The organism is Candidatus Falkowbacteria bacterium (assembly GCA_026396835.1).
Classification (GTDB): Bacteria; Patescibacteriota; Patescibacteriia; order Patescibacteriales; family Patescibacteriaceae; genus Patescibacterium.
Window position 1 is genome coordinate 237,330 of the sequence record JAPLWA010000004.1, and the last position, 12,467, is coordinate 249,796.

Sequence of the window (12,467 nt, forward strand, 5' to 3'; positions counted from 1 at the left end):
TAGACTTGCCTTTTGCGCTTATTTAGGTTAAAGTACGTTTTTATGATTAGGCATGTTATCTATACAGATTTCGTTGCTTTTATAGTATTTAATTTTAATAATTATGAGTGTTATTACGAAAATATTTGGCGATCCTAATGCTAAAGTAATCAAATCTTTGGACCCTTTGGTTAAATCAATTAACTCTCTTGAAGAGAAATTTTCGGCTTTATCAGACGAAGAATTGAAAAATTTAACGACTGATTTCCGTCGTCGTCTTGGTGTATCTATTAATGAAGAGGGCCGACCAGTCCAAAGCCTTGACCAAGAAGAAGAAGCTAAGATTTTAGAAGACATTTTACCAGAAGCTTTTGCGGCTGTTCGTGAAGCAGCTCAGCGCGTTAATAAACAGCGTCATTACGATGTCCAGTTGATTGGTGGAATTATTTTACATCTTGGTCGTATTGCTGAAATGAAAACTGGTGAAGGTAAAACTTTAGTGGCGACCTTACCGTTATATCTTAATGCTCTACCAGGTCGCGGCGTTCATCTCGTAACAGTTAACGACTATTTGTCTCAGGTTGGTGCCGGTTGGATGGCTCCGGTTTATCATGCTTTAGGTTTAAGCACGGCCGTTATTATTCATGAGAAAGCTTTGATGTATGATCCGGAATATAATGATGAAAAACAATTTGATGAACGTTTAAGACATTTCCGTGAAGTTGAGCGTCAAGCGGCTTATCGTTGTGATGTTTTATATGGTACTAATAATGAATTTGGTTTTGACTATTTGAAAGACAATATGGTTGATAATTTAGATAGCATGGTTCAGCGCGAACTATACTATTCTATCGTTGACGAAGTTGACTCAATTTTAATCGATGAAGCCAGAACTCCTTTGATTATTTCTGCTCCAGCCGAGGAGTCAACAGATCGTTATTACAAGTTTGCTCAGTTTGTTAATACTTTACAGAAAGATGAGGACTATAACATTGATGAAAAGATGAAGGCCTCAACTTTTACTGAATCAGCCGTTACTAAATTAGAAAGTTGGTTAGGTGTTGATAATATTTATGCTACTGGTGGTATTAGAGATATTCATCATGCTGAACAAGCACTTAAAGCCAAGGCTTTATTTGAGCGTGACAAGGACTACGTTGTGCGCGATGGCGAGATTGTAATCGTCGATGAATTCACTGGCCGACTTATGTTCGGTCGTCGCTATAGCGAAGGTTTGCACCAAGCCATTGAAGCTAAAGAAGGCGTTAAAGTTCAGCGCGAAAGCCGAACTTTGGCTACGGTTACCTTCCAAAATTATTTCCGTATGTATCGCAAATTGTCCGGTATGACAGGAACTGCTATTACTGAAGCCGAAGAATTTTTTAAGATATATAAATTAGACACGGTTTCTATCCCTACTAATAAACCAACTGTTAGACGCGATTTGAATGATTTAATATACTCTGACGAAGATGCTAAATTTAAAGCAGTCGTTAAAGAAATTAAAGCTCGTCATGACAGCGGTCAGCCGGTCTTGGTTGGTACAATTTCAATTGAGAGAAACGAATATTTAGGCGCTTTATTAGAGCGCGAAGGAGTTCAAGCTCAAGTGCTTAATGCTAAGCATCATGAAAAAGAAGCGCCAATTATTGCTCAGGCTGGTACGCCAGGCGCAGTTACAATTGCGACTAACATGGCTGGTCGTGGAGTCGACATTATCTTAGGTGGTACTCCATTCGATAAAGACAAATATGACGCTGTAGTGGCAGCTGGTGGCTTACACGTCATTGGTACAGAAAGACATGAAGCGCGCCGTATTGATAATCAGCTACGTGGTCGTGCTGGACGTCAGGGTGATCCTGGATCTAGTCAATTTTATGTTTCCATGGAAGACGATTTGATGCGTATTTTTGGTGGCGACAGAATGAAAAATATAATGAAGAGTCTGAAATTACCAGAAGACACACCAATTGAAAATAAAGTAATTTCTAAGTCAATTGAGTCAGCTCAGAGACGCGTTGAAGGCAACAACTTTGATATTAGAAAACACTTAGTTGAGTATGATGACGTTATCAACCATCATCGTAAAGCTATCTATGGGCGTCGCCGCGAAATTTTATTAATTAGCGAAGGCAAGAAACAAATTGAGAAAACTTTGCGAGATATTATTCTTGAGATGGTTGAAGTAGAAATTGAACAGATTATTAGTTTCCACACTGCTGCCGAAATGGTTAAGGATTGGGACCTGCGGGAAATTAAAAATAGTGTAGCAACAATTTTCCCAATTGAGGGTGAAATTTCAGCCAAGCTTGATACAATTGCGGCTAACGTTTCTAAGCTAGATAAAATAAAAATCAGAACAGATATTATTGAATATCTAAGTAGCTTGGCTGGAGAAACTTATGACAAGATGCTTAAGCTAGCCAATGAAGCTGGTTTTAAGTGGTCTGATGTTGAGAAGGCTGTTCTCTTGCGCTCAATTGATGAATTATGGATGGAACACTTAGAAATTATGGATTACATGCGTCGCGGCATCGGTCTACGTGGTTATGGACAACGCGATCCATTGGTTGAATATAAAAAAGAAGCTTTCCGCTTGTTTAATGAATTAACTGGTTTAATTCAAAAGCAAGTTGTCTACTCAATTTACAAAATTGGTGGTTTGCAAGAGTTTGCTTTCCCAACTAACAATCTAAATAATATTACTGTTTCTGCACCTGCTAAGACTATGGGTGAAGGAACTTCCAGTACCACCCAAATCTTTACTGAGAATAAGATGAAGGACGCCGAAGGTAACAAAGTTGGTCGTAATGATCTTTGTCCTTGCGGTAGCGGGAAAAAATATAAGAAGTGTCACGGGAATTAGAAAATTTAATTTAGCTATGAAGAATTTAATTACAACTAACATTGTTGCAGGTGTAGTCATTAAGCGAGACGGTAAGTATCTGTTAGTGCAAGAAAGTCGACCTGGTACCGATGTGCATGGACTATGGAATCTTCCAGCAGGAAAGGTAGACGAAGGAGAAACCATAGAACAAGCAGCGATTCGAGAAGCTAAAGAAGAGATTGGATACGATGTTGAGCTAATTCGCAAACTCGGCATATTCCAAGCTCATGTCCAAACTCCTCCTAAACATGCCTTTGAAGCAAAAATTATTGCAGGAGATCTCGCTTGGCCAAAAGATGAAATTCAAGATGCCAGATGGTTCACCTATCAGGAGGTTAATGATATGGAAAATCAGTTACGCGAAGAGTGGGTGTTGGGAGCGATAAACTTAGTAGAAACAAGCAAGTAATCTTTTAATTAACCTCAAAAAAATTAAGAATAATTCAGGCATCTAATCCAAAAAAAGTGTATGTAAATAAATATATATGAATGAGCTTAAGCATTTTGAGCCAATAGAAAAAAATACCTACGAAATAAAAAAGGAAAATATTATACCACTTTATTCATTGCCAGAAGATTTTTCAGAAGATTTGAAGTCATTAGATTGGCCATTGGAAGTTCAAGGAACTGGCAGATTATTAGAAGATAATAAAAACTTTGAAATTCGTTATCCTAAGGGTGATATGTTTTACTCTTGGGCTGTTGTTTTTCATGAATTAGGTCATTTACTACAAGATAAATTAAGTTTAAAAATTAAAATTGAAGAAAACGATCAAACGAAAGCTATCTTAAAAGAAGAAGATGCTTTTGTTCGAGGATTAGGTAGGGTTCAAAAATATTGTCCTGATATTCTTGAGGTGCTTGATGAAAGATTTAATTATTATAAAAAGCAGGGTAAGTTGCCTAGTTTTAACTCATTTACCGAATTATATAAAGATTTTTTTAAGATTATTAAAATTAACGAAACATTAAATGTCTTGAAAGAAGGAGAGAGTGAGCTAGAGGCATTAGAAAAGGTAAATATTCAAAGTTTTTTTAATGACATAGAAGATAATAAAGTTGGGGTTACGATTGACGAAGAAGAGGTGGAGCTGGTGGTTCTTAAAGTTGTTGATAAATTAATAGAAGAGCAAGCTGTATGATAAGCTCGGGCAATAGTCAGAGAACAATAGAAAAATTAAATCATTTTTCTTGTTCGTTTTGCTCAAAGTGGTGGACAGTTGGTGATGCGCCTGAAAATAAAGTAGAATGGTATTGTCCATGGTGTGGTGAAAAAAATGATTTTAAACAGATTGCTAATTAAACTCATTATGGCTTTTTATAATAAAATTGGGCTATTAGTGCTAAGCGATGATAAGTCGAAATTTTTGGTTTGTGAGCCAGGTAACAAATATATAGAGAAAAGTGTAACGCAATTTTTAATGCCTGGTGGTCAAATTGAAGAATCCTCAGATATAGCATGCTTACAAAGAGAAATAAAAGAGGAGTTGGATTCTGAAATAAATGTAGATAGCCTCAAGTTGATTGGTGAATATGTTGATGTTGCCGCTACGCCAGGTCGAGATGTCATGATAAGGCTGTATCTAGGTGAGCTAGTTAGTGAACCAACACCATCATCAGAAATTGGAGCTTTGCATTGGATAGGCAAGGAGGATGTTGAGAACCCTAGAGTATCACCTATAATTAAGAATAAAATAATTCCTGATTTAGTTGAGAGAAAAATTATTAATTAATTATGGAAATATCAACTATAACTAAACCAGGCTTTATTATCGCAATTTGCGGTGGGCCAGGTACTGGTAAATCTACTTTAGTAAATAAGTTAACCGAACATTACGGCGCTACGCCGATTTTTGAAGGTGAAGAATTTCCTGAAAGAGTAAAGGAAAATTTGCGAGATAATAAAAACCAGCTTGAATCAAGAATTTTTTTTAGAAATCTTTTAACTAAAATGCATATTGAGGCAGAACGACTCAAGCAAGCTGGCAAGCTGGTTATCATGGATACTTTTTGGCTGACTAATAATGTTTATACTGAGACTTGGTTGGAACATGATTTTCATAAAGAATTAATGAATGACATGTATGAATTAGACGCTCACTTTCTATCCATGCCTGACTTGATGATAATTTTAGAATCAGACAAAGAACGCATTAAAGAGTTTATGATGAAGCGGGGGAGACTGTTTGAACTAAGTGATAGTGTTTTAGATAGATTTGTTAATGCTGGAAGTGCGCATCGTGATTTTTTTAAACGTCGTCTTAATGCGTATTTTATAGACCGCAGTAAGCTGGACTTTCATAAGCCAAATCATTTTAAGATGGTGACTGACTTAATCGATAAAAAATATGTTTAAAGAAAAAGCCTTTAATAAGCCAAGTGACAGTAATGGAAACACAGACTATATTGTTGATGGCGAAAACGTGGCAGAACGCCGCGAGAAATTAAAGCGAATTATCTCTTCAATCCAATTAGCATACGCTGATTCGATTTATCGTCAGCAGACAGACGAAGAGAAAAAAAGTTTTTCCGATATTTTGGAAGATGTTAACGCCTATGTTGTTATTGAGAAATTAAGAAGCGTGGACAGAATTGAAACAAACGCCAATGGTCTAGTTGAGGAAAGAAAAGAACTAAATCCGTTATTCACTAGAAAGATTGACAATTTATACGAAAGCCAATGTTTAGCTAAAACGATTCATAATATCGATGAACAAATTGATGCTTTACAACCTATTAAAGACTACGTTGAAGATTTAGAAAAACAATCTCGAGCTAAATATCAAAAAGAATGGGCAGAGGATGATCTTAGAAAACAAAAAAATGAAAACGAGGTTGAAAAAGCCGGACTCTTTACATTGCGCAATATCGATGAACATTCAACAAACAAAAATGTAAAGAAATTGAAGGAAGAGCATTTTTCTGATAAAGATGAGTTCATTGAAATAGTTATTCCCGATGTTTTTGCCAGCGGTGAGAAATTTTCAAAAGAATCAATTTTAAATTCATTGCGTGAAACAGCAAATAGTATTATTGATAAGCATCCTAATGTTGCAGCTGTAATTGGAAATTCTTGGCTATTGTCATCTCCGTCAGCTAAAAAGATTATCCCCTTTAAGATTCTTGAAACAGATAATTTTACTAATTGGTCTCAGTTAGTTGATAAGGATGGCAATATACACAAAGAAAGATTTAATGATTTTATCTCTTCAGGTAAGCTGCCTTATAATAGTTTGTTTGGTTATATGCCAAGCGAAGAGTTTGTTAGAAGATTTTCAGATAGAAAAGGCAAGATTAATCTTAAAGAAATAAATCCTGTTTGGGTTGAAGAAAACAAGGATAGAGAGTTCGAACAAAAAGAAGAAGAATCAAAGATCAAAAAAATGTTTAACAAAGACACTATCATATTAGCGGAAAATGTTGATTCAATGTTTGATGATTTCCCTGTTTTCAAAACAAGTTTAGAGGCCGCAGGAATTTATAATCAATTCCTTTCTATATTAAAATCTGGATCCGGGCTTACCATGAACCAAATCAATAAAAAATTCTCAAACGAAATGACGGTTTTAGGGGCTGAGCTCAAAAATCACTTAACTAGTGAGAAATATATAAATAAAGAAATTATTCTCTAAATTTTAAAACCGACTTAAGCTATAAGCTCAAGTCGGTTTTGTGTTAAAGGTACCTGTGACACTGGTTAATTTTGTTTCTGCAAAATTCAAGATTTGCCTGCTTGTTGTTGAATATTTCCTTCGCCTCATCAGTTAAATATTCATGGTCTTCAAGAAAATCTGCTTCCTCGTTGAACAATATCCAGCTTTTTGGTTTTGGTTTATTTTTGTATGATTCATCGATGTATCTTTTGAATGATGCTTCAAAGCTTCTAGTACAAAAACCAAGGTGAGCCAGATCAGCGTCGGCGATTACTTTTTCCAAGTAAGTTCCATTTTTAGCTGTCTGGCAGAACTTTCCATCTTCAAAATATGGACGCGTTGCTAGGATTAGATTCTCAACAAGACATATTTCATGCTCGCTGAAGGCTTTTTTTGCCATCATCATTTCTCTGGTTAATAGAGCGCTAATCAATTCGTTACTGACCAAACTCTCTTCAATGTCATGTCTTTTTAAGATTTCTTTACTAGCCCATGTTGCTCGACCATTTTCATTTTTAGCATTCTGTTCAATGTCATGGCCGTTGCAGGCTAGCCGTAAATATATAAGATCATATTTATGAAGCTTGCCTCTCTTTAAGGCTTCCATATAAATTAGATCGGCTGCAGCCGATACCGTCACGGAGTGATCAAAATTATGAAATTCAAGCGGATACTCGCCAGAACCATAATTATTCATTCCATATTTCTGTAGAATTAACATATTCATCGAATACATTATTTCTCTTGAAGCAATTACCTTATTATCAAGGCTATCACTCTCGTTGCCAATAATTTTTTTCGACATTTCCGCTATGTTTTAATTTAATGTACAATAAAATATAATTAACATAAGGATGATAAATTGTCAATCATAATATGGAAAAAGTAGTCGTTACCATGGCATATATAAGAACAGATAAACAGTTGTTACTCGCACTAAAAAAGCGTGGTTTTGGCCCTGGAAAATTTAATGGTTATGGCGGCAAAATAAATGACGGAGAAACCATTGAACAAGCCGCTATCCGTGAAACTAGAGAAGAGATTATGGTTGAAGTTGATAAGTTAGAAAAAAGAGCTTTGATAAATTTTTCATGGAAGACAAACAAAAACAAAGCAATTGAATGCCATGTCTTTGAAATTATCTCTTATCATGGAGAAATAGGGGAGACTGAAGAAATGAAGCCAGAATGGTTTGATATAAATAAACTACCTTATGAAAAAATGTGGGACGATGATCCTTGCTGGATGCCACATTTTTTAGCTGGTAAAAAATTTAATGCCAGTTTTGTCTTTAACGATGATGATAAAGTTATAGAACATAAGATTATTTTTTTGGAGTAGGATAGTTTGATTTCACCGTGCCCTACCCCCAGCCCCTCCCCGCGCAGAGCGCAGGGAGGGGTGACTTATATTAATGTACACACGTTGTAATTAATTTTTCTGATAAAATACATTTAAAATAATGACACGAGTGTTTAGACTGTCAGTAGTTTACGCCGCGATATTTAGTAAAAATATTTTATTTAGTCACCCCTCCCTATTCGCTTGCGAATGGGGAGGGGTTGGGGGTAGGGTATTTTAAAGTATAAAAAAATCCCTCTTATCTTTTTTATTCAAAAAAGATAAGAGGGAAATTGGATTTTTCGTGTTGGACTGGGACTGCCTCCCGACCTGTAGGATTTCGGTTTAGTAAACTACAACATTTTTTGGGACCTCCTGCCCTCTATAATTTTTTTCTGTGTTTGTCGTTTTTTTGCCTCGGTCAATTCACGAGGCTGCTTGCACATAAAACTTGTCTGCTGTGTTGTGGTTATTTGTTTTTCATGCCCCAGACCTCCTAGTCTGCTGAGTGCAATTTAAATTTAATGAATTGTTTTAGAAATCTAGCATTATGCCTAGTTCAGGACTTAATATTTTTTTGTCCTTTACTCTAGCACCTGTTATGGCTCCGTAAACCTTAAACCCTTCTAAAACCATTTTTGAAACTTTAATATTGATAAGCTGTGATACATTGCTTATAAATAATGAGTTAGTAATTTCAAGACTGTTTCTCTTGAGTTTTACTAAAGCTTCAAGACCTTCGTGTTTGTCTGCTTTGCCGCCAATATTGTCAACGACAAAGAGTTTCGCACTGGCCCACAACTCAGCCTTCCAGTAATTAGTAGAAATTACATCAAGTACCCTGACTCCGAGTTTGATGCTACCACTATTTATTCCTCTGATTCCGCCATAGCTGACATTGAATAAGAAGTTGTTATTGCTACCAATTGATAAGCCGGCCGCACCTCTTATATCTCTTGCGTCAGAGGTTCCAGCTATGCCCATGGACATGTCTATCGGCATTTCTAAATCTTTGGAATTCTGGGACTTTACCTGAGAAACTGTAAATATTGTCAAAAAAACGATAAATACTAACCTAAATTTTCTCAATTCTTCTCTCCTTAGATTTAATGTTAATTTTTATAATATGCTGATTATATCACTTTATTGAATATTTGTCAAGAGTGGCACAAAAACGAGCTTAAAAATTGAGTTTCCCACACTTTTACCCTTGCTTTTTAATGGTCCTTAATCTACAATAGCTAAACAAATATATAATTATAAGAACTTATGTCTGATTCGATATTCTCTAAGATTTTTCTACCTAAGGGTAGAAACAAGGTGTGGTGGGCTTTTTTGTTTGTGCTTATTATAACTATTGCCGCAGGTTTAGTTACCTTTGGTAATTATTATAATCAAGCTCTAAGTAAGTGGAAGATTCCTTTGCCACAAACAAAGGAAGTGCCATTTCGCTTAGGTTTAGATTTACAAGGTGGTTCTCAGTTGGTTTATGATGCTGATGTTTCAGCCGTAGCCGCAAAGGACCAGGCTCAAGCTGTTGAAGGCGCTCGTGACGTTATTGAACGCCGCGTTAACGTTTTCGGCGTTAGTGAACCATTGGTTCAGGTTAATCGAACTGCAGATGGAAAATATCGTATTCTAGTTGAATTAGCTGGTATTACTGATATTCGCGAAGCTGTAAAGAAAATTGGAGAGACTCCGCTTTTAGAATTTAAAGAACAGCGCAAGGACGCTCCAGTCTTAACTGAACAACAGAAGAAAGAAATCGCTGATTTTAATAAGAAAGCAGAAACTAAAGCTCAGGATGTATTAGGTAAACTTTTGTCTGGTGGTGATTTTTCTGCCCTAGCTAAAGCTTTTAGCGAAGACACAACAACTAAAGATAATGGCGGAAGTCTTGATTGGGTTGCCAAAAAAGATAATGCTGACCTAGCTAAAGCAGCGGAAGCTGTTGGTGTTGGAAAAACCAGTAAAGATTTAATAAAAACCTCCGAAGGTTTTGAGCTGCTTAAGGTTGATGACAAGAGAATTAAAGAAGTTAGAGCTTCTCATATTTTGATTTGCTACAAAGGATCTGAACAATGTACTAATGATTTAAGCAAAGAGCAGGCTTACGCCAAGATCAAAGAATTGAAGGCCAAAGCTACACCTAAGAATTTTGCTGATTTAGCTAAAGCTAATTCAACTGAAGCAGCTGCTAAAACAACTGGTGGCGACTTAGATTGGTTTGCTAAGGGTGCAATGGTTGAACCATTTGAAAAAGCTGTTTGGGATCAAAAAGTTGGTACCATTTCTTACGTTGTAGAAACAAAGTTTGGTTATCACATAATTTATAAGACAGATGAGAATCCAGAATATAAAATAAACCATATTCTCATTAAGACAAAATCAGAAGCTGAAGTTCTTGGCACTGATGCTCAATGGAAGAATACTGAATTGACTGGCCGTAATTTAAAGCGAGCTTCAGTTCAATTCAATCAGCAAGACAACACACCTGAAGTAAGTTTAGAATTTGATGACCAGGGTGCAAAGCTATTTGAACAAATTACAGCTCGTAACGTTGGTAAACCAGTCGCTATTTTCCTAGATGGTTATCCAATTAGCGTGCCAAATGTAAATGAAAAAATTACTGGTGGCAAAGCTGTTATTACTGGTAATTTCACAACCACTGAATCAAAAGATTTAGTAAAGCGTCTAAATGCTGGTGCTTTGCCTGTTCCAATTAATTTAGTTAACCAACAAACAATTGGTGCTTCATTAGGTCAAGCTTCAGTTGATAATAGCTTAAAGGCAGGATTTGTTGGTCTTATATTGGTTGCCTTGTTCATGATTATTTATTATCGCTTCCTAGGTTTCTTATCAGTAATTGCCTTGGGCGTTTATGGAATCTTGTCACTAGCTATTTTCAAGCTCTGGCCAGTAACCTTAACTTTGTCTGGTATTGCTGGTTTCATTCTTTCTATAGGTATGGCGGTTGACGCGAATATTCTTATCTTTGAACGCTTGAAAGAAGAATTACGCGCTGGCAGATCATTAAGCTCAGCGATTCAAGAAGGGTTCTCTCGTGCATGGCCATCTATTCGCGATAGTAACTTCACAACTCTTATAACCTGTGTCGTATTGATTGAATCATCAACCAGTGTTATCAAGGGATTTGCTGTTACATTAATGCTTGGTGTTTTATTGTCACTGTTTAGCGCAATTACAGTTACTCGTACTTTCTTACGTTTATTCAGCGAAAAATGGTTTGAAAAACATCGCTGGCTTATTGGCTATAGAAAATCAAATTAACATATATGGTAAATTTCATCTCAAAAAGATCCATTTGGCTTTCACTTTCCACGCTTTTTGTCGTAGCATCTCTTGTTGCTTTGTTTGGCTGGGGCTTTAAGCTTGGTATTGATTTCACAGGCGGCAGTTTACTTGAAGTAAAGTTTAATGGTACACAACCATCAGTTACTGAGGTTGAAAAATCTTTAGAACCATTAAAACTTCAAAGCTTAACCGCTCAACCAGCTGAAAAAGAAGGTATGATTTTAAGATTCCAACAGACTTCAGAAGAAACTCACCAAGCTGCTTTAGAAAATCTTAGAAAATTAGCAAAAGATAAGGGCGCTAAGGAACCAGTTTTGGAAGAACAGCGTTTTGAAGCAGTTGGTCCATCAGTTGGACAAGAATTACAACGCAAAGCAATCTACTCAATCATTTTAGTTTTGCTGGCTATCAGTTTGTATATTGCCTGGGCCTTTAGAAAAGTTTCTCGTCCAGTCGCTTCTTGGAAATATGGCGCAGCTACCTTGGTTGCTTTATTGCATGACGTAATCATTGTTCTTGGTTTTTATGCCTTATTAGGTCATGTCTTAGGCGTTGAAGTAAATACTACTTTTGTTGCCGCGGCGTTAACCGTCTTAGGTTTCAGTGTCCACGATACTATCGTTGTGTTTGACCGTATTCGTGAAAACTTACCACGCTCTAGCGAAGACTTTGCTGGAACAGTTAATACCAGTCTTAACCAAACCGTTGTCAGATCTATTAATACTTCTTTGACCGTACTTTTGGTTTTAGCTTCAATTTATTTCCTAGGCGGTTTGTCTATTAAATATTTTGCTTTGTCATTGTTAGTTGGTATTTTCTTCGGAACATACAGCTCAATTTTCTTGGCTTCTCCTTTGTTGGTAGTTTGGGATAATATAAGCAGAAAAAGAGCTAAATAATTTTTTTTCTTAACTATATGTTTAACTTTAATCCTTTAGGGGCTTTTCAAAGTTTTAAAGTTGTAGATGATTTGAATAAAGAAGGGGAGTCTAAAGAAAATAAGTCTGTCGCGATAAACAAAGAAAAAGAAGCTTCTTCTACTGTGTTGCGTTTAGATAGAGAATCTAATACTTTAGTTAATACCTTTGGAGAGGAGATTCTGTCTTACGAAAGGGCGAACGATTTAAAAAATCATTTTCAGAAAAAAAATAATAGAGACATTACGGACAATGAGCTAAATAATTTACAGATTAAAGAGTCTGGCGGGAGAAAGAAAATTACCCTTAATGGGTCAGACGATTTATTTGATATAGATATTGATTAAACTTCAATTCTATATAGTATTATATTAA

13 protein-coding genes are annotated in these 12,467 nt (G+C 36.0%); 11 read left to right on the forward strand and 2 right to left on the reverse strand.

The features are described 5' to 3' along the window. The first annotated feature begins 100 nt into the window (after positions 1-100). The 7 genes from secA (at position 101) to NTY12_02335 (ending at position 6,498) form a co-directional block, all read left to right on the forward strand. Positions 101-2,845 carry a preprotein translocase subunit SecA gene (secA, locus tag NTY12_02305; GenBank protein MCX6792832.1) on the forward strand — a complete coding sequence of 915 codons (2,745 nt, stop codon included), beginning with the start codon at positions 101-103 and terminating at the stop codon, positions 2,843-2,845. 16 nt (positions 2,846-2,861) lie between these two features. Then, positions 2,862-3,275: an NUDIX domain-containing protein gene (locus tag NTY12_02310; GenBank protein MCX6792833.1), complete on the forward strand. Its 414-nt coding sequence runs from the start codon at positions 2,862-2,864 to the stop codon at positions 3,273-3,275. Between the two features lie 76 nt (positions 3,276-3,351). After that, positions 3,352-4,008, forward strand: a complete 657-nt coding sequence (locus NTY12_02315; GenBank protein ID MCX6792834.1) for a hypothetical protein — start codon at positions 3,352-3,354, stop codon at positions 4,006-4,008. After that, positions 4,005-4,169: a hypothetical protein gene (locus NTY12_02320; GenBank protein MCX6792835.1), complete on the forward strand. Its 165-nt coding sequence runs from the start codon at positions 4,005-4,007 to the stop codon at positions 4,167-4,169. The genes NTY12_02315 and NTY12_02320 overlap by 4 nt, the downstream gene beginning before the upstream one ends. A 7-nt stretch (positions 4,170-4,176) precedes the next feature. Next, positions 4,177-4,599 (forward strand): NUDIX domain-containing protein, encoded by a 423-nt coding sequence (locus NTY12_02325; protein ID MCX6792836.1) that lies wholly within the window; start codon positions 4,177-4,179, stop codon positions 4,597-4,599. Positions 4,600-4,601: 2 nt separating this feature from the next. Then, positions 4,602-5,222 (forward strand): AAA family ATPase, encoded by a 621-nt coding sequence (locus NTY12_02330; GenBank protein ID MCX6792837.1) that lies wholly within the window; start codon positions 4,602-4,604, stop codon positions 5,220-5,222. After that, a complete protein-coding gene (locus NTY12_02335; GenBank protein MCX6792838.1) occupies positions 5,215-6,498 on the forward strand; it encodes a hypothetical protein in 1,284 nt (427 codons plus the stop codon). The genes NTY12_02330 and NTY12_02335 overlap by 8 nt, the downstream gene beginning before the upstream one ends. A gap of 43 nt (positions 6,499-6,541) precedes the next feature. Here NTY12_02335 and NTY12_02340 read toward each other — a convergent pair whose 3' ends face one another. Further along, positions 6,542-7,324: a hypothetical protein gene (locus NTY12_02340; GenBank protein ID MCX6792839.1), complete on the reverse strand. Its 783-nt coding sequence runs from the start codon at positions 7,322-7,324 to the stop codon at positions 6,542-6,544. A gap of 71 nt (positions 7,325-7,395) precedes the next feature. Between NTY12_02340 and NTY12_02345 the strand changes: the two genes are divergently transcribed. Beyond that, positions 7,396-7,860 (forward strand): 8-oxo-dGTP diphosphatase, encoded by a 465-nt coding sequence (locus NTY12_02345; protein ID MCX6792840.1) that lies wholly within the window; start codon positions 7,396-7,398, stop codon positions 7,858-7,860. A gap of 534 nt (positions 7,861-8,394) precedes the next feature. Here NTY12_02345 and NTY12_02350 read toward each other — a convergent pair. Beyond that, a complete protein-coding gene (locus tag NTY12_02350) occupies positions 8,395-8,916 on the reverse strand; it encodes a hypothetical protein (protein ID MCX6792841.1) in 522 nt (173 codons plus the stop codon). 213 nt (positions 8,917-9,129) lie between these two features. On the opposite strand from NTY12_02350, the gene secD reads away from it, so the two are divergent. From secD to NTY12_02365, 3 genes are read left to right on the forward strand one after another with little or no spacing between them, the layout of a single operon-like run. After that, complete coding sequence (gene secD / locus NTY12_02355; GenBank protein ID MCX6792842.1) at positions 9,130-11,151, forward strand: protein translocase subunit SecD; 2,022 nt, start codon at positions 9,130-9,132, stop codon at positions 11,149-11,151. A 5-nt stretch (positions 11,152-11,156) separates the two neighbouring features. Then, complete coding sequence (secF, locus tag NTY12_02360; protein ID MCX6792843.1) at positions 11,157-12,074, forward strand: protein translocase subunit SecF; 918 nt, start codon at positions 11,157-11,159, stop codon at positions 12,072-12,074. Between the two features lie 17 nt (positions 12,075-12,091). Then, positions 12,092-12,439, forward strand: coding sequence for a hypothetical protein (locus NTY12_02365; protein ID MCX6792844.1), 348 nt, complete (start codon positions 12,092-12,094; stop codon positions 12,437-12,439). Positions 12,440-12,467: the final 28 nt, after the last annotated feature.